General features: G+C 50.4%; 22 protein-coding genes. 16 read left to right on the top strand and 6 right to left on the bottom strand.

Annotation, left to right across the window (positions count from 1 at the left end; genetic code table 11):
• The first annotated feature begins 4 nt into the window (after window positions 1-4).
• The 10 genes from secY to CWM66_RS27520 all read left to right on the top strand — a co-directional run bounded on the left by secY (window position 5) and on the right by CWM66_RS27520 (window position 5,670).
• Window positions 5-1,336: a preprotein translocase subunit SecY gene (gene secY / locus CWM66_RS27565; RefSeq protein ID WP_007369823.1), complete on the top strand. Its 1,332-nt coding sequence runs from the start codon at window positions 5-7 to the stop codon at window positions 1,334-1,336.
• 30 nt (window positions 1,337-1,366) lie between these two features.
• Window positions 1,367-1,483, top strand: coding sequence for a 50S ribosomal protein L36 (gene rpmJ, locus CWM66_RS27560; RefSeq protein WP_000868187.1), 117 nt, complete (start codon window positions 1,367-1,369; stop codon window positions 1,481-1,483).
• Window positions 1,484-1,629: 146 nt separating this feature from the next.
• Entirely contained in the window at window positions 1,630-1,986 is a 357-nt protein-coding gene (gene rpsM / locus CWM66_RS27555) for a 30S ribosomal protein S13 (RefSeq protein ID WP_007369824.1), read from the top strand.
• 16 nt (window positions 1,987-2,002) lie between these two features.
• Complete coding sequence (gene rpsK, locus CWM66_RS27550; RefSeq protein WP_002919257.1) at window positions 2,003-2,392, top strand: 30S ribosomal protein S11; 390 nt, start codon at window positions 2,003-2,005, stop codon at window positions 2,390-2,392.
• Window positions 2,393-2,426: 34 nt separating this feature from the next.
• Entirely contained in the window at window positions 2,427-3,047 is a 621-nt protein-coding gene (rpsD, locus tag CWM66_RS27545; RefSeq protein WP_003031138.1) for a 30S ribosomal protein S4, read from the top strand.
• Window positions 3,048-3,072: 25 nt separating this feature from the next.
• Window positions 3,073-4,062, top strand: coding sequence for a DNA-directed RNA polymerase subunit alpha (rpoA, locus tag CWM66_RS27540; RefSeq protein WP_007369825.1), 990 nt, complete (start codon window positions 3,073-3,075; stop codon window positions 4,060-4,062).
• A 40-nt stretch (window positions 4,063-4,102) separates the two neighbouring features.
• Complete coding sequence (gene rplQ, locus CWM66_RS27535) at window positions 4,103-4,489, top strand: 50S ribosomal protein L17 (protein ID WP_002919206.1); 387 nt, start codon at window positions 4,103-4,105, stop codon at window positions 4,487-4,489.
• A gap of 107 nt (window positions 4,490-4,596) precedes the next feature.
• Complete coding sequence (locus CWM66_RS27530) at window positions 4,597-4,965, top strand: DUF1992 domain-containing protein (protein ID WP_107147734.1); 369 nt, start codon at window positions 4,597-4,599, stop codon at window positions 4,963-4,965.
• Window positions 4,966-4,968: 3 nt separating this feature from the next.
• On the top strand, window positions 4,969-5,400 hold the full coding sequence (gene zntR, locus CWM66_RS27525; RefSeq protein ID WP_007369827.1) for a Zn(2+)-responsive transcriptional regulator: 432 nt from the start codon (window positions 4,969-4,971) through the stop codon (window positions 5,398-5,400).
• A 57-nt stretch (window positions 5,401-5,457) separates the two neighbouring features.
• The gene (locus CWM66_RS27520) at window positions 5,458-5,670 is read left to right on the top strand and encodes an alternative ribosome-rescue factor A (protein WP_007369828.1); all 213 of its coding nucleotides are present in this window, start codon (window positions 5,458-5,460) and stop codon (window positions 5,668-5,670) included.
• Here CWM66_RS27520 and mscL read toward each other — a convergent pair whose 3' ends face one another.
• The 5 genes from mscL to def form a co-directional block, all read right to left on the bottom strand.
• Window positions 5,671-6,084: a large-conductance mechanosensitive channel protein MscL gene (mscL, locus tag CWM66_RS27515; protein ID WP_035890470.1), complete on the bottom strand. Its 414-nt coding sequence runs from the start codon at window positions 6,082-6,084 to the stop codon at window positions 5,671-5,673. It abuts the gene before it with no gap.
• A gap of 143 nt (window positions 6,085-6,227) precedes the next feature.
• Window positions 6,228-7,604 (bottom strand): Trk system potassium transporter TrkA, encoded by a 1,377-nt coding sequence (trkA, locus tag CWM66_RS27510; RefSeq protein ID WP_007369830.1) that lies wholly within the window; start codon window positions 7,602-7,604, stop codon window positions 6,228-6,230.
• 22 nt (window positions 7,605-7,626) lie between these two features.
• Window positions 7,627-8,916: a 16S rRNA (cytosine(967)-C(5))-methyltransferase RsmB gene (gene rsmB / locus CWM66_RS27505; RefSeq protein ID WP_035890475.1), complete on the bottom strand. Its 1,290-nt coding sequence runs from the start codon at window positions 8,914-8,916 to the stop codon at window positions 7,627-7,629.
• A gap of 48 nt (window positions 8,917-8,964) precedes the next feature.
• Window positions 8,965-9,912, bottom strand: coding sequence for a methionyl-tRNA formyltransferase (gene fmt, locus CWM66_RS27500; protein ID WP_107147733.1), 948 nt, complete (start codon window positions 9,910-9,912; stop codon window positions 8,965-8,967).
• Window positions 9,913-9,934: 22 nt separating this feature from the next.
• The gene (def, locus tag CWM66_RS27495; protein ID WP_007369833.1) at window positions 9,935-10,444 is read right to left on the bottom strand and encodes a peptide deformylase; all 510 of its coding nucleotides are present in this window, start codon (window positions 10,442-10,444) and stop codon (window positions 9,935-9,937) included.
• A 128-nt stretch (window positions 10,445-10,572) separates the two neighbouring features.
• Here def and dprA point away from each other — a divergent pair, with 128 nt between their 5' ends.
• From dprA to CWM66_RS27465, 6 genes are read left to right on the top strand one after another with little or no spacing between them, the layout of a single operon-like run.
• Window positions 10,573-11,697 (top strand): DNA-protecting protein DprA, encoded by a 1,125-nt coding sequence (gene dprA, locus CWM66_RS27490; RefSeq protein WP_107147732.1) that lies wholly within the window; start codon window positions 10,573-10,575, stop codon window positions 11,695-11,697.
• On the top strand, window positions 11,669-12,142 hold the full coding sequence (smg, locus tag CWM66_RS27485; protein ID WP_007369835.1) for a DUF494 family protein Smg: 474 nt from the start codon (window positions 11,669-11,671) through the stop codon (window positions 12,140-12,142). The genes dprA and smg overlap by 29 nt, the downstream gene beginning before the upstream one ends.
• A 26-nt stretch (window positions 12,143-12,168) precedes the next feature.
• Window positions 12,169-12,726: a type I DNA topoisomerase gene (locus CWM66_RS27480; RefSeq protein ID WP_007369836.1), complete on the top strand. Its 558-nt coding sequence runs from the start codon at window positions 12,169-12,171 to the stop codon at window positions 12,724-12,726.
• A complete protein-coding gene (gene tsaC, locus CWM66_RS27475; RefSeq protein ID WP_007369837.1) occupies window positions 12,716-13,288 on the top strand; it encodes an L-threonylcarbamoyladenylate synthase type 1 TsaC in 573 nt (190 codons plus the stop codon). Before CWM66_RS27480 ends, tsaC begins: the two co-directional genes overlap by 11 nt.
• A gap of 4 nt (window positions 13,289-13,292) precedes the next feature.
• Complete coding sequence (aroE, locus tag CWM66_RS27470; protein WP_035890473.1) at window positions 13,293-14,111, top strand: shikimate dehydrogenase; 819 nt, start codon at window positions 13,293-13,295, stop codon at window positions 14,109-14,111.
• Entirely contained in the window at window positions 14,108-14,365 is a 258-nt protein-coding gene (locus CWM66_RS27465; protein WP_035890474.1) for a DUF1488 domain-containing protein, read from the top strand. The genes aroE and CWM66_RS27465 overlap by 4 nt, the downstream gene beginning before the upstream one ends.
• Here the strand turns inward: CWM66_RS27465 and CWM66_RS27460 are convergent.
• On the bottom strand, window positions 14,341-14,895 hold the full coding sequence (locus CWM66_RS27460) for a gamma carbonic anhydrase family protein (RefSeq protein ID WP_107147731.1): 555 nt from the start codon (window positions 14,893-14,895) through the stop codon (window positions 14,341-14,343). The genes CWM66_RS27465 and CWM66_RS27460 overlap by 25 nt on opposite strands.
• Window positions 14,896-15,349: the final 454 nt, after the last annotated feature.

Raw genomic sequence — 15,349 nt, 5'->3', positions numbered from 1 at the left:
GCAGATGGCTAAACAACCGGGGTTAGATTTCCAAAGTGCCAAAGGTGGAATTGGCGAACTGAAACGCAGACTGCTGTTTGTTATCGGTGCGCTGATTGTGTTCCGTATTGGCTCTTTTATTCCGATCCCTGGTATTGATGCCGCTGTACTTGCCAAACTGCTTGAACAACAGCGAGGCACCATCATTGAAATGTTTAACATGTTCTCTGGTGGTGCTCTCAGTCGTGCTTCTATCTTTGCTCTGGGTATTATGCCGTATATTTCGGCGTCCATTATTATCCAACTGCTAACGGTCGTTCACCCGGCCCTGGCGGAGTTAAAGAAAGAAGGGGAATCTGGTCGTCGTAAGATTAGCCAGTACACCCGCTACGGTACCCTGGTGTTGGCTATATTCCAATCGATCGGTATTGCTACCGGTTTGCCGAATATGCCCGGAATGCAGGGCCTGGTAATGAATCCGGGCTTTGCATTCTACTTCACCGCTGTTGTAAGTCTGGTTACAGGAACTATGTTCCTGATGTGGCTCGGCGAACAAATTACTGAACGTGGTATCGGTAACGGTATCTCGATCATTATTTTCGCCGGTATTGTGGCGGGTCTTCCGCCAGCCATTGCCCATACTATCGAGCAAGCGCGTCAAGGCGACCTGCACTTCCTTCTGTTGCTGTTGGTTGCAGTATTAGTATTCGCAGTGACGTTCTTTGTTGTTTTCGTTGAGCGTGGTCAACGCCGCATTGTGGTAAACTACGCGAAACGTCAGCAAGGTCGTCGTGTCTATGCTGCTCAGAGCACACATTTGCCGCTGAAAGTAAATATGGCAGGGGTAATCCCGGCTATTTTTGCTTCCAGTATTATTCTGTTCCCTGCGACTATTGCATCATGGTTCGGGGGCGGTACTGGTTGGAACTGGCTGACAACAATTTCGCTGTATTTGCAGCCTGGACAACCGCTTTATGTGTTACTCTATGCGTCTGCAATCATCTTCTTCTGTTTCTTCTACACGGCGTTGGTTTTCAACCCGCGTGAAACAGCAGATAACCTGAAGAAGTCTGGTGCATTCGTACCAGGAATTCGTCCGGGAGAGCAAACGGCGAAGTATATCGATAAAGTAATGACTCGTCTGACTCTGGTTGGTGCGTTGTATATTACTTTTATCTGCCTGATCCCGGAGTTCATGCGTGATGCAATGAAAGTGCCGTTCTACTTCGGTGGGACTTCTCTGCTTATCGTTGTTGTCGTGATTATGGACTTTATGGCTCAAGTGCAAACTCTGATGATGTCCAGTCAATATGAGTCTGCATTGAAGAAGGCGAACCTGAAAGGCTACGGTCGTTAATGGTCGCCCGAGAAGTTACGGAGAGTAAAAATGAAAGTTCGTGCTTCCGTCAAGAAATTATGCCGTAACTGCAAAATCGTTAAACGTGATGGCGTCATCCGTGTGATTTGCAGTGCCGAGCCGAAGCATAAACAGCGCCAAGGCTGATTATTTCGCATATTTTTCTTGCAAAGTTGGGTTGAGCTGGCTAGATTAGCCAGCCAATCTTTTGTATGTCTGTACGTTTCCATTTGAGTATCCTGAAAACGGGCTTTTCAGCATGGTACGTACAAGTAAAATTATAGGAGTGCATAGTGGCCCGTATAGCAGGCATTAACATTCCTGATCAGAAACATGCTGTGATCGCATTAACTTCGATCTATGGCGTCGGTAAAACCCGCTCCCAGGCCATTCTGGCGGCTGCGGGCATCGCTGAAAATGTTAAGATCAGTGAGCTGTCTGAAGAACAAATCGACACGCTGCGTGACGAAGTTGCCAAATTTGTCGTTGAAGGTGATCTGCGCCGTGAAATTAGCATGAGCATCAAGCGCCTGATGGATCTTGGTTGCTATCGCGGTTTGCGTCATCGTCGTGGTCTCCCGGTTCGCGGTCAGCGTACCAAGACCAACGCACGTACCCGTAAGGGTCCGCGCAAACCGATCAAGAAATAATCGGGGTGATTGAATAATGGCAAAGGCACCAATTCGTGCACGTAAACGTGTAAGAAAACAAGTCTCTGACGGCGTGGCTCATATCCATGCTTCTTTCAACAACACCATCGTTACTATTACTGATCGTCAGGGTAACGCGCTGGGTTGGGCAACAGCCGGTGGTTCCGGTTTCCGTGGTTCTCGCAAATCCACTCCGTTTGCAGCTCAGGTTGCAGCAGAGCGTTGCGCTGAAGCCGTAAAAGAATACGGCATCAAGAATCTGGAAGTTATGGTTAAGGGACCGGGTCCGGGTCGCGAATCTACTATTCGTGCTCTGAACGCCGCTGGTTTCCGCATCACTAATATTACTGATGTGACTCCGATCCCTCACAACGGTTGTCGTCCGCCGAAAAAACGTCGCGTATAACGCGCTCGTTTTCTAGGATTGTTGGAGAAAGAAAATGGCAAGATATTTGGGTCCTAAGCTCAAGCTGAGCCGTCGTGAGGGCACAGACCTGTTCCTTAAGTCTGGCGTTCGCGCGATCGATACCAAGTGTAAAATTGAACAAGCTCCTGGCCAGCACGGTGCGCGTAAACCGCGTCTGTCTGACTATGGTGTGCAGTTGCGTGAAAAGCAAAAAGTTCGCCGTATCTACGGTGTGCTGGAGCGTCAGTTCCGTAACTACTACAAAGAAGCAGCACGTCTGAAAGGCAACACTGGTGAAAACCTGCTGGGTCTGCTGGAAGGTCGTCTGGACAACGTTGTATACCGTATGGGCTTTGGCGCCACTCGTGCAGAAGCACGTCAGCTGGTTAGCCACAAAGCAATCATGGTAAACGGTCGTGTTGTTAACATCGCTTCTTATCAGGTTAGTCCGAATGACGTGGTTAGCATTCGTGAGAAAGCGAAAAAGCAGTCTCGCGTGAAAGCCGCTCTGGAGCTGGCTGAGCAGCGTGAAAAGCCAACCTGGCTGGAAGTTGATGCTGGCAAGATGGAAGGTACGTTCAAGCGTAAGCCGGAGCGTTCTGATCTGTCTGCGGACATTAACGAACACCTGATCGTCGAGCTTTACTCCAAGTAAAGCTTAGTACCAAAGAGAGGACACAATGCAGGGTTCTGTGACAGAGTTTCTAAAACCGCGCCTGGTAGATATCGAGCAAGTGAGTTCGACGCACGCCAAGGTGACCCTTGAGCCTTTAGAGCGTGGCTTTGGCCATACTCTGGGTAACGCACTGCGCCGTATTCTGCTCTCATCGATGCCGGGTTGCGCGGTGACTGAGGTTGAGATTGATGGTGTACTTCATGAGTACAGCACCAAAGAAGGCGTTCAGGAAGATATCCTTGAAATCCTGCTCAACCTGAAAGGGCTGGCGGTGAGAGTTCAGGGTAAAGATGATGTTATTCTTACTCTGAATAAATCTGGCATTGGCCCTGTGACCGCAGCCGACATTACCCACGACGGTGATGTCGAAATCGTCAAGCCGCAGCATGTGATCTGCCACCTGACCGATGAAAACGCATCTATCAATATGCGTATCAAAGTTCAGCGCGGTCGTGGTTATGTGCCGGCGTCTGCCCGAATTCATTCGGAAGAAGATGAGCGCCCGATCGGCCGTTTACTGGTTGATGCGTGCTACAGCCCTGTAGAGCGAATTGCCTACAATGTTGAAGCAGCACGTGTTGAACAGCGCACCGACCTGGACAAGCTGGTCATCGAAATGGAAACCAATGGCACAATCGATCCTGAAGAGGCGATTCGTCGTGCGGCAACCATCCTGGCAGAACAACTGGAAGCTTTCGTTGATTTACGTGATGTACGTCAGCCGGAAGTTAAAGAAGAGAAACCAGAATTCGATCCGATCCTGCTGCGCCCTGTTGACGATCTGGAATTGACTGTCCGCTCTGCTAACTGCCTCAAGGCAGAAGCTATCCACTATATCGGTGATCTGGTACAGCGTACCGAGGTTGAGTTGCTGAAAACGCCGAACCTGGGTAAAAAATCTCTTACTGAGATTAAAGACGTGCTGGCCTCACGTGGTCTGTCTCTGGGCATGCGCCTGGAAAACTGGCCGCCGGCAAGCATTGCTGACGAGTAACCGGATCACAGGTTAAGGTTTTACTGAGAAGGATAAGGTCATGCGCCATCGTAAGAGTGGTCGTCAACTGAACCGCAACAGCAGCCATCGCCAGGCCATGTTCCGTAACATGGCAGGTTCTCTGGTTCGTCATGAGATCATCAAGACGACTCTGCCGAAAGCGAAAGAGCTGCGTCGCGTAGTTGAGCCGCTGATTACTCTTGCCAAGACTGATAGCGTTGCTAATCGTCGTCTGGCATTCGCCCGTACTCGTGATAACGAGATCGTGGCAAAACTGTTTAACGAGCTGGGCCCGCGTTTCGCGAGCCGTGCCGGGGGTTACACTCGCATTCTGAAGTGTGGCTTCCGTGCTGGTGACAATGCTCCGATGGCTTACATCGAGCTGGTTGATCGCGCCGAGCCGAAAGCAGAAGCTGCTGCAGAGTAATCTGTAGTAACGTAAAAAGACCCGCTTCGGCGGGTTTTTTTATATCCTGAGCATTATCACTTTCCTACAATGTTCTTATCTTTCTTGCTCATCCCTGGAGACCCATTATGTGGTTGCTTGATCAGTGGGCAGAACGGCATATTCTTGACGCCCAAAATAAAGGTGAATTCGACAGCCTTCCCGGTAGCGGCGAGCCGCTCACTCTGGATAATGATTCTCATGTTCCTCCGGAGCTTCGAGCTGGATACCGTTTATTGAAGAATGCCGGCTGTCTACCGCCAGAGCTTGAATATCGTAGAGAAGCGATCGCGCTGGCTGATTTGTTAAATGGCGTGCAGGAAAATCATCCACAGCATCGAGAGTTGCAACGTCGCTTATCTTTACTTGAGCTCAAATTGCGCCAGGCAGGTTTAAGTACTGATTTTCTGCGTGGTGATTACGCCACAAAACTGCTGCAAAAGTTGAATGAGGAGTAGCCTATGTACCGCATTGGTGAAATTGCAAAACTAGCTGAAGTGACGCCAGATACCATCCGCTACTACGAAAAACAACAAATGATGGATCATGAAATACGGACGGAAGGCGGTTTTCGTCTTTATTCGGATCGGGATTTGCAACGTCTAAAATTTATCCGCCATGCGCGCCAGTTAGGATTTACGTTAGAAGCGATACGCGAATTACTGTCGATTCGAATTGATCCTGAACATCATACATGCCAGGAGTCGAAGAGTATTGTGCAGACCCGTCTGGCTGAAGTGGAGGCACGTATTGATGAACTCCAGACGATGCGGCGTTCCCTGCAGAAACTGAACGATGCCTGTTGTGGTACCGCGCACAGCAGCGTCTATTGTTCCATTCTGGAAGAGCTGGAACAGGGCGCGAGTGGTAAGACTGATTCGTCGACATGTTGATCTTCTCTGCGCAGAGATCTACACTTCGGCCGTTTTAATATACAAACTGGAGAAGTTATGAGCCGCTATCAACATACCAAAGGGCAGATTAATGATAATGCCATCGAGGCATTGTTGCATGATCCACTGTTCAGACAGCGTATTGAGAAAAATAAGAAAGGGAAAGGGAGTTATCTGCGAAAAGAAAAACATGCAAACCGGGGCTATAAGGAGGCCAGTGGCAAGCAAGCATATCGCTTATTTACCACTGGCCTTCTGGTTTCTGCTTAATTAATTACGGTTATTCTGCTCTTTCAGCAGGTCGCGGATTTCGCTCAGCAAGACTTCTTCTTTGCTTGGTGCCGGCGGGGCTTTAGGCTCTTCTTCCTGATTGCGTTTCAGTTTATTAATTACCTTGATCGCAAGGAAGATGGCAAAAGCAACGATGATAAAATCAAATACATTCTGGATAAACACGCCGTAATGCATTACAACAGCGGGCACATCGCCCTGTGCATCTCGCAACGTTAATGCAAACTGTTTGAAATCAATTCCGCCAATTAATAATCCAAGTGGCGGCATAATGATATCGGCTACCAGTGAAGATACGATTTTACCGAATGCTGCACCGATGATCACACCAACGGCCAAATCCACTACATTGCCGCGCATTGCGAACTCGCGGAACTCTTTCAAAATACTCATATCCTTCTCCATGTGCAGGCTGTCTGGATAAGTTTAACAAATTACTGTTCAATTTCCATTTGCAGAGAAAACTAACCAGACTTTTTAATCCCTTGTTAATACAGGGATTAAAAAAGGATGCGGATATTCGCATCCTTTGATGATTAAAGGAAGAAAGGGCTTGGCTGGAAGAGTCTTTCAACATCCGTAATATATTTTTTATCGGTTAAGAACATAATTACATGGTCGCCCTGCTCAATACGCAAATTATCATTAGCAATCATCACATCGTTGCCACGTACTACCGCGCCAATAATCGTTCCGGGTGGGAGTTTAATCTCATCAATAACACGACCCACCACGCGAGAAGTCGTTTCATCACCGTGCGCGACAGCTTCGATCGCCTCGGCAACGCCACGACGCAATGAAGATACACCGACAATATCGGCTTTGCGTACGTGGCTAAGCAGTGCGGAGATAGTTGCCTGCTGCGGTGAAATCGCAATATCAATTACGCTGCCCTGTACCAGATCGACGTAAGCGCGGCGCTGGATCAGCACCATGACCTTTTTCGCTCCCATACGTTTGGCCAGCATTGCCGACATAATATTCGCTTCGTCATCATTGGTGACGGCAATAAACAGATCAACTTGATCGATGTGTTCTTCGGCCAGCAATTCTTGATCCGACGCATCCCCATAGAAAACGATGGTGTTTTGTAGTTTTTCTGCCAGTTCTGCGGCACGCTGCTGATCGCGTTCGATCAATTTGACGCTGTAATCTTTCTCCAGTTGGCGTGCCAGACCTGCGCCTATATTCCCGCCGCCAACCAGCATGATGCGTTTGTACGGTTTTTCCAGGCGCTGCAGTTCGCTCATTACTGCGCGAATATGCTGCGATGCGGCAATAAAGAACACCTCGTCTCCGGCCTCTACAATGGTGGAACCTTGCGGTCGAATAGGGCGGTCGTGGCGAAATATGGCCGCAACGCGGGTATCAATATGCGGCATATGTTCTCGCATCGTCGATAATGCATTACCAACGAGCGGCCCACCGTAATAGGCTTTAACTACGGCAAGACTGACTTTCCCCTCGGCGAAATTCACTACTTGCAGTGCTCCCGGATACTCGATTAGTCGATAAATACTATCGATAACCAACTGTTCCGGTGCAATTAAATGGTCGATCGGTACAGCTTCTGAGTGGAACAGTTTATCGGCATCGCGCACATAGTCTGGCGAACGAATACGTGCAATGCGGTTCGGCGTATTAAACAGCGAGTAAGCAACCTGACAGGCAACCATATTGGTTTCATCTGAACTTGTCACAGCGACCAGCATATCGGCATCATCTGCGCCAGCTTCACGTAATACTCGTGGATGCGATCCATGCCCCTGCACAACGCGCAGATCAAACTTGTCCTGCAGGCTGCGCAGACGGTCTCCATTGGTATCGACAACGGTAATGTCGTTATTCTCACCGACCAGGTTTTCCGCCAGCGTGCCGCCAACCTGCCCTGCACCCAGAATAATTATTTTCATCTGCTGTGACCCGTTGTTCTCATCACTGTTTGATTATCTTAGCGTAAAAGAAACCGTCGCCTTCTTCCGCTCCCGGTAATTTCTGCAACCCTGGCTGTTCCGGCGTACCGGTCAAGCTAAGCTGCGCATCTGGCGTACGCTTAAGGAAAGCTGCAACCTGCTGGCTGTTCTCTTCCGGCAGGATCGAACAGGTTGCGTATACCAGTGTGCCGCCAGATTTTAGATGAGGCCAGATAGCATCCAGAATTTCTGACTGTAACTGTACCAGCTCAGGGATATCGCGATCGCGACGCAGCCACTTGATGTCCGGGTGTCGACGAATAACCCCAGTCGCAGAACAAGGAGCATCTACCAGAATACGGTCAAAGACTTCATCGCCACACCACTGTGACGGGAAACGCCCGTCTCCCTGTTTGACCTGCGCTTTCATACCCAGACGTTTCAGGTTGTCGTAAACGCGGGATAAGCGTTGTTCGTCAACATCCACGGCCAGAACGCTGGCTTCCGGCGCCGCCTCAAGAATATGTGTTGTTTTGCCGCCTGGTGCAGCACAAAGATCGAGAATGCGTTCGCCATTTTGCGGAGCGAGGAAGTTAACACAACCCTGGGCTGACGCATCCTGCACCGTGACCCAGCCTTCTGCAAATCCAGGAAGCGCAGTAACGGGAGCTGCCGCTACCAGACGCACGGCATCCGGGTAATCCGCATGAGTCAATCCTTGCAAACCATGTTCTTCCAGTAATGCCAGCCAGGCGTCACGGGTATGGTGTTGGCGGTTCACGCGCAGCCACATTGGTGGGCGTTGATTACTGGCCTCGATAACCTGCTGCCATTGCTGCGGATAAGCTTTTTGTACTCGTTTTAGCAGCCATGCCGGAAACAGATAGCGGTTATCGCTGCTGGCGAATTCCGCCAGTAACTCCTCTTGCTGACGCTGAAACTGACGCAACACGCCATTAATCAGCCCCTTAAGTTGCGGTCGTTTGATAGCAACCGCACCTTCTACCGTTTCTGCCAGCGCTGCATGCGCAGGAATTCGGGTATGTAGAAGCTGATAAAACCCGACCATGATCAGATAGTGTACCGTGCGTTGCTTCCCGGTCATCGGACGCGACATTAGCTTATTGATCAGCCAGTCGAGTTGCGGCAGCACACGTAAAACACCGAAGCACAACTCCTGGAGCAGTGCCTTATCTTTGTCAGAGACTTTCTGTTGAAGCGGCGGCAGGATATTGCTGAGCGATTGCCCTTGTTCTATCACCTGCTCGATGGCCTGCGCAGCCATACTGCGTAAATTATTCTGTTTTTTCATAACCACAAACATAAAAATGCCCGGCAAAACCGGGCTAGGAAATGCGCATCACGCCAGGCGGTTGCCGGGGACAAACCACTCACGCCGCGAGTTCAGGAGGTCCTGCGCGCTCATGGCTTTTTTACCTGCCGGCTGTAGCGACTCAAGATTCAGTATTCCATCAACGGTGGCAACCTGAATACCCGCTTTTGAAGCATCCAGAACCGTACCCGGCTCAGCACGGGTAGCAGAAGGAATCACCGAGGCTTGCCATATTTTCACCGGCTGCTCATCAATCATGAACCAGCTCATTGGCCACGGGTTGAAAGCACGGATGCAGCGTTCCAACTGCGCGGCGCTGAGCGACCAGTCAATACGCGCCTCTTCTTTGCTCAGTTTCTCTGCGTAAGTGACCAGCGCTTCGTCCTGCACCTGTGGTTGCGCGTTGCCCTGAGCAAGCTGTTGCAGTGTCGCAAGCAGCCCCTGCGGGCCAAGTTCCGCTAATTTCGCATACAGCGTGGCACTGGTGTCTTGTGCGGTAATAGGGCATGAAAGCTTATATAGCATATCGCCAGTATCGAGCCCCACATCCATTTGCATAATAGTGACGCCGGTTTCCTCATCGCCAGCCCATAATGAGCGCTGGATCGGCGCCGCGCCGCGCCAGCGCGGCAGCAGAGAACCATGCACGTTTATGCAGCCCTTGCGCGGCATATCCAGAACGGCTTTAGGAAGAATCAAACCATATGCCACTACGACCATGACATCGGCGTTAAGGTCGGCAATCAGTTCCTGATTTTCCTGTTGGCGCAGAGATGCTGGCTGAAACACCGGCAAGCCTTTTTCTTCTGCCAGCACTTTCACCGGGCTGGGCATTAGTTTTTTACCGCGGCCGGCGGGACGATCGGGCTGGGTGAAAACCCCAACGACCTTATGCTCAGAAGACAACAGCGCGTCAAGATGACGCGCTGCGAAGTCAGGTGTGCCGGCGAAAATAATACGTAGAGAATCTGACACGTTTATCCCTTTTTGCCTGCGCTTAAGCGCGAGCGTTCATGCGATCCAGTTTTTCAACTTTCTGGCGAATGCGCTGACGTTTCATCGGCGACAGGTAATCAATGAACAGTTTACCTACCAGATGATCCATCTCGTGCTGAATACAGATAGCCAGTAGCCCATCAGCTTCCAGTTCGAATGTTTTTCCGTCACGATCCAGCGCCCGGATTTTCACTTTTTCAGCGCGCGGTACTAATGCACGTTGTTCCGGAATTGACAGACAGCCTTCTTCGATGCCTGTTTCACCGCTTTTTTCCAGCAGTTCCGGGTTAATCAGTACCAGTTGTTCATCGCGATTTTCAGAAACGTCAATCACGATAATGCGCTGATGGATATCAACCTGCGTTGCCGCAAGACCAATACCTTCTTCTGCGTACATGGTTTCAAACATATCATCCACAATACGTTGAATGTCCGCATTTACTTCTTTTACCGGCTCGGCGACTTTGCGAAGACGCTCGTCCGGAATATGTAACACATGCAAAACTGCCATAAATATCCAGAGTCGTGTTCAGGAGTTAGTGAGAATATTATCTCTATTCTAGACAAAACCCCCACTGATTGACAGCATCGGTGACCAATCGCAAGGATTGCCAGGACGGCTTGTGGCAGGGGAAACGGATGACACCCACAGAGATAGAATTACGTTTACTACAGGTCGGAGACCTGTGCGGCGATAAATGGTTACGTACAGCGCAATGGCTGGAGCAAAGCAAGGGAGCAACGCCTGAAGAACTAGAGCATTTCGGGCTGACAGCAGCGCAGGTCAGGCGTTTTTTCTCTTTGTCGGCGCAGGAACTGGAGAGGAGCCTGGACTGGCTGAGTCAGGCAAACCATCATCTCATCAGCGCCAGTGATGAGGCGTATCCCGAACCTCTGCGCGCTATTGCTGATTATCCGGGTGCCATTTTGGTGAAAGGCGAAGTCTCAGCGCTAAAAACTCAACAACTGGCAGTTGTTGGCAGCCGTGCCCATTCCTGGTATGGAGAGCGCTGGGGACGTCTGTTTTGCGAAGCGCTTGCCCGAAGTGGTTTCACCATTACCAGCGGTATGGCTCTGGGGATCGACAGTGTTGCTCACCGGGCCGCGTTGAATGTTGGAGGCAAAAGCGTGGCTGTGTTGGGAAATGGCCTGTTTAGCCTCTATCCCCGGCGACACTCAGCGCTTGCCAGCCAGCTTATTGATTGCGGTGGTGCACTGGTTTCCGAATTTCCCCTTGCGGCGCATCCCAAACGGGAACATTTTCCTCGACGAAATCGCGTTATCAGCGGCCTTAGTCGTGGTGTGCTGGTTGTTGAAGCCGCGTTACGCAGCGGATCGCTCGTTACCGCCCGAAGTGCGCTTGAACAAGGCCGTGAGGTTTTTGCGCTGCCCGGCCCAATTGGTAGTCCCGGTAGCGAGGGGCCGCATTGGTTGATCAAACAAGGGGCAACTTTGGTGACATCTGCCGATGAGATCCTCGAAAGTTTGCAATATGGGCTAAGCTGGCTACCTGAACCAGGTGGAAATTCATTTTATTCTTCAGATCAAGAAGAGGTGGCATTGCCATTTCCTGAGCTCCTGGCTAACGTAGGAGATGAGGTAACACCTGTTGACGTCGTCGCTGAACGTGCCGGCCAACCTGTGCCAGTCACAGCTGCTCAATTGCTTGAACTGGAGTTAGCAGGATGGATCGCAGCTGTACCCGGCGGCTATGTCCGATTGAGGAGGGCAAGCCATGTTCGACGTACTAATGTACTTGTTTGAGACTTACATCCATAACGAAGCTGAAATGCGTGTGGATCAAGACAAACTGGAACGGGATCTTACCGACGCCGGATTTGATCGTGAAGATATCTACAACGCTCTTTTGTGGCTGGAAAAGCTGGCTGATTATCAGGAAGGCCTCGCCGAACCGATGCAGCTTGCTTCTGATCCACTCTCCGTGCGTATCTATACGGCTGAAGAGTGCGAAAGGCTGGATGCCAGTTGCCGGGGATTTTTGTTGTTCCTTGAGCAGATTCAGGTGCTAAACCTCGAAACCCGAGAAATGGTGATAGAACGTGTGCTGGCGCTGGATACGGCAGAGTTCGACCTGGAAGACCTTAAATGGGTCATCCTGATGGTACTCTTCAATATTCCAGGGTGTGAAAACGCATACCAGCAAATGGAAGAATTACTCTTTGAAGTGAATGAAGGTATGCTGCACTAATCATTTTTGCAGCTTCAAGAGTCGTTATGGCCAAATCAGCACTGTTTTCGGTGCGCAACAACGAGCCCTGCCCACAATGCGGGGCTGAACTTGTTATCCGTTCCGGGAAACACGGCCCGTTTCTCGGATGTTCCCATTATCCGGAATGCGATTATGTTCGTCCCCTGAAGAGCCAGGCGGATGGACATATTGTTAAAGTTCTGGATGGGCATCTGTGTCCGGATTGTGGTGCGCCAATGGTATTACGGCAAGGGCGTTTTGGTATGTTTATCGGTTGTAGTCAGTATCCGGAGTGTGAACATACCGAGCTGATTGATAAGCCTGACGATACCGCCATTACCTGCCCGCAGTGTCAGAGCGGCCATCTGGTGCAGCGCCGTTCCCGATACGGCAAAACCTTCTATTCCTGCGATCGCTACCCTGATTGTCAGTTCGTTATCAATTTCAAGCCGGTGGCGGGTGAATGTCCTGCATGCCACTACCCGCTGCTTATCGAAAAGAAAACCGCGCAAGGTGTAAAACGCTTCTGCGCCAGTAAACAATGTGGACAGCCGGTAACGGCGGAACAAACTCGTGAAGAATAACCTGCCAACAGATCCTGTCGCTTCGGCGATCGGGGTTCTGAATAAAGAAGAAGTCATCGCTTATCCAACTGAAGCTGTTTTTGGTGTCGGTTGCGACCCGGACAGTGAAACTGCCGTCTATCGCCTGCTTGAACTGAAGCAGCGTCCGGTTGATAAAGGCTTAATCCTGATTGCTGCCAACTTTGATCAACTGAAACCCTATATTGATGACAGCATGCTGACGGACGAACAACGCAAGGCCGTCTTCAAATGCTGGCCTGGCCCGGTAACCTTTGTGTTTCCGGCAAAACCAACCACACCGCGCTGGTTAACCGGGCGTTTTGACTCGCTGGCTGTACGTGTCACCGATCATCCTATGGTCATTGCACTTTGCACGGCTTACGGTAAACCGCTGGTTTCAACAAGTGCCAATTTATCCGGGCTGCCGCCTTGCAGAACAGCGCAAGAGGTTATCGAACAATTTGGTGCCGACTTTCCGGTGATTGATGCGCCAACGGGTGGCCGGCAGAACCCTTCGGAAATTCGTGATGCCCTCACCGGCGAACTTTTTCGCCAGGGATAATAGTATGGAATCCTACGCAGTCTTCGGTAACCCTATTGCTCATAGTAAGTCGCCCTTTATCCATCAACAGTTTGCTCTTCAGCTTGGCATCGACCATCCCTATGGGCGCGTGCTTGCGCCAATAAATGACTTTGTGAATACGCTGGATGCCTTCTTTGCTGCTGGTGGTAAAGGCGCAAACGTTACGGTTCCCTTTAAAGAAGAGGCATTTGCCCGAGCCGATGAACTGACAGAACGTGCAGCGCTGGCTGGTGCAGTAAATACATTAAAGCGCCTTGATGATGGGCGTTTGGTGGGAGATAACACCGATGGCATAGGTCTGCTCAGCGATTTACAACGGCTGGGCTTTATCCGCCCGGGATTTCGTATCCTGTTGGTTGGCGCGGGAGGTGCGGCGCGCGGCGTATTACTTCCTCTATTATCACTGGATTGTGCGATAACGATTACTAACAGAACATTTTCACGGGCGGAAGAGCTGGCGAAGCTTTTTGCTCATACCGGTAGCGTCGTTGCCGTGCAAATGGATGATCTTCAGGGGCATGAATTCGATCTGATCATCAATGCAACTTCCAGCGGGATTGGTGGGGATATCCCGGCATTACCGTCGTCGCTCGTTCATGCCAGGCTTTACTGCTACGACATGTTCTACCAAAAAGGGAACACACCGTTTCTGGACTGGAGTATAAACTTGGGTGCAAAACAGTGCGCAGATGGTTTGGGTATGCTGGTGGGGCAGGCTGCACATGCGGTATTGCTGTGGCACGGCGTGTTGCCGGATGTTGAACCAGTCATTCAGACGCTGAAGCAGGAGCTGGCGAAATGAATCAGGCTATCCAGTTTCCGGATCGCGAAGAGTGGGATCCCTCAATGCAGGCTGTCTGCTTTCCGGCACTGGTTAATGGAATGCAGATGATATGCGCCATTAAAGGTGATGCCCTAAAGCAACGTTTCGGCGTTGAAACGCCGGAGCAGTTTCTGGCGACGTTTCGTGACTATCGCTGGGATCTGGAGGAAGAGGCGGAACAATTGATCCGCCAACAGAAGGAAGATGATCAGGGTATTGTCTGGTTATCCTGATCCAGATACTCATCTTTCCATTTCACATAGTTGTTCGCCGAGTACTTTAATCCTTCTATTTCCGCTTTCTTCAGGGGGCGGATCTGTTTTACCGGGCTTCCCAGATACAAGTATCCGCTCTCCAGCCGCTTGTTTTGCGGCACCAGGCTGCCGGCGCCGATCATGACGTCGTCTTCAATAACCGCGCCATCCAGCAAAATAGAGCCCATTCCAACCAGCACGCGATCGCCAATGGAGCAGCCGTGTAGCATCACTTTATGCCCAATGGTGACATCCTCGCCGATGATGAGTGGGTTTCCCTCGGGGTTATAAGAAGATTTATGCGTAACATGCAGAACGCTACCGTCCTGAATATTGCTGCGGGCACCGATCTCTACATAGTTCACATCACCGCGAATGACGACCAGCGGCCAGATGCCTACATCATCGGCAATTCTGACATCACCAATTACCACGCTGCTGCTATCAACCATGACCCGCAAGCCGATTTTAGGGAAGAGATCCTTATAAGGACGTAAAACAATTGACATAGCTACCTCATCAAAAACGGGCTGAGATAGAGACTTTGATCGTTAGAAAGGCCTTCTGCAAGCCTTTTACGCGTCATTAAGTGCGCAGATCGTACGGGATCGCAGCAAAAAGAATGAAAAAACAGCAGTCAGAAAAAAAGATCGCAAAAAGGCTTGTGCTTAAAATTGGGATCCCTATAATGCGCCTCCGTTGACACGACAACGTGAATCACTTCACGAGATAGTCGGGTAACGAAAGAGAAAAAATCCTGAAATTCAGGGTTGACTCTGAAAGAGGAAAGCGTAATATACGCCACCTCGCGACGAAGCGCTGAAAGCCGCGTCGCAACTGCTCTTTAACAATTTATCAGACAATCTGTGTGGGCACTCAGGTGACTGGATTCTTGATGTCTTCGGACAAAAAATGAATACCAAGTCTCACGGGTGAACACGTAATTCATTACGAAGTTTAATT

Origin of the sequence: Kosakonia sp. H7A, assembly GCF_003028445.1 — a bacterium.
In the GTDB taxonomy this organism is placed as follows: Bacteria; Pseudomonadota; Gammaproteobacteria; order Enterobacterales; family Enterobacteriaceae; genus Kosakonia; species Kosakonia radicincitans.
This window is presented reverse-complemented; position numbering and strand designations above follow the sequence as displayed.

Coding starts and splice junctions, on each gene's coding strand:
- secY (WP_007369823.1), top strand. CDS start 5: ATGGCTAAACAACCGGGGTTAGATTTCCAAAGTGCCAAAGGTGGAATT.
- rpmJ (WP_000868187.1), top strand. CDS start 1,367: ATGAAAGTTCGTGCTTCCGTCAAGAAATTATGCCGTAACTGCAAAATC.
- rpsK (WP_002919257.1), top strand. CDS start 2,003: ATGGCAAAGGCACCAATTCGTGCACGTAAACGTGTAAGAAAACAAGTC.
- rpsD (WP_003031138.1), top strand. CDS start 2,427: ATGGCAAGATATTTGGGTCCTAAGCTCAAGCTGAGCCGTCGTGAGGGC.
- rpoA (WP_007369825.1), top strand. CDS start 3,073: ATGCAGGGTTCTGTGACAGAGTTTCTAAAACCGCGCCTGGTAGATATC.
- rplQ (WP_002919206.1), top strand. CDS start 4,103: ATGCGCCATCGTAAGAGTGGTCGTCAACTGAACCGCAACAGCAGCCAT.
- CWM66_RS27530 (WP_107147734.1), top strand. CDS start 4,597: ATGTGGTTGCTTGATCAGTGGGCAGAACGGCATATTCTTGACGCCCAA.
- zntR (WP_007369827.1), top strand. CDS start 4,969: ATGTACCGCATTGGTGAAATTGCAAAACTAGCTGAAGTGACGCCAGAT.
- CWM66_RS27520 (WP_007369828.1), top strand. CDS start 5,458: ATGAGCCGCTATCAACATACCAAAGGGCAGATTAATGATAATGCCATC.
- mscL (WP_035890470.1), bottom strand. CDS start 6,084: ATGAGTATTTTGAAAGAGTTCCGCGAGTTCGCAATGCGCGGCAATGTA.
- trkA (WP_007369830.1), bottom strand. CDS start 7,604: ATGAAAATAATTATTCTGGGTGCAGGGCAGGTTGGCGGCACGCTGGCG.
- rsmB (WP_035890475.1), bottom strand. CDS start 8,916: ATGAAAAAACAGAATAATTTACGCAGTATGGCTGCGCAGGCCATCGAG.
- def (WP_007369833.1), bottom strand. CDS start 10,444: ATGGCAGTTTTGCATGTGTTACATATTCCGGACGAGCGTCTTCGCAAA.
- dprA (WP_107147732.1), top strand. CDS start 10,573: ATGACACCCACAGAGATAGAATTACGTTTACTACAGGTCGGAGACCTG.
- smg (WP_007369835.1), top strand. CDS start 11,669: ATGTTCGACGTACTAATGTACTTGTTTGAGACTTACATCCATAACGAA.
- CWM66_RS27480 (WP_007369836.1), top strand. CDS start 12,169: ATGGCCAAATCAGCACTGTTTTCGGTGCGCAACAACGAGCCCTGCCCA.
- aroE (WP_035890473.1), top strand. CDS start 13,293: ATGGAATCCTACGCAGTCTTCGGTAACCCTATTGCTCATAGTAAGTCG.
- CWM66_RS27465 (WP_035890474.1), top strand. CDS start 14,108: ATGAATCAGGCTATCCAGTTTCCGGATCGCGAAGAGTGGGATCCCTCA.
- CWM66_RS27460 (WP_107147731.1), bottom strand. CDS start 14,895: ATGTCAATTGTTTTACGTCCTTATAAGGATCTCTTCCCTAAAATCGGC.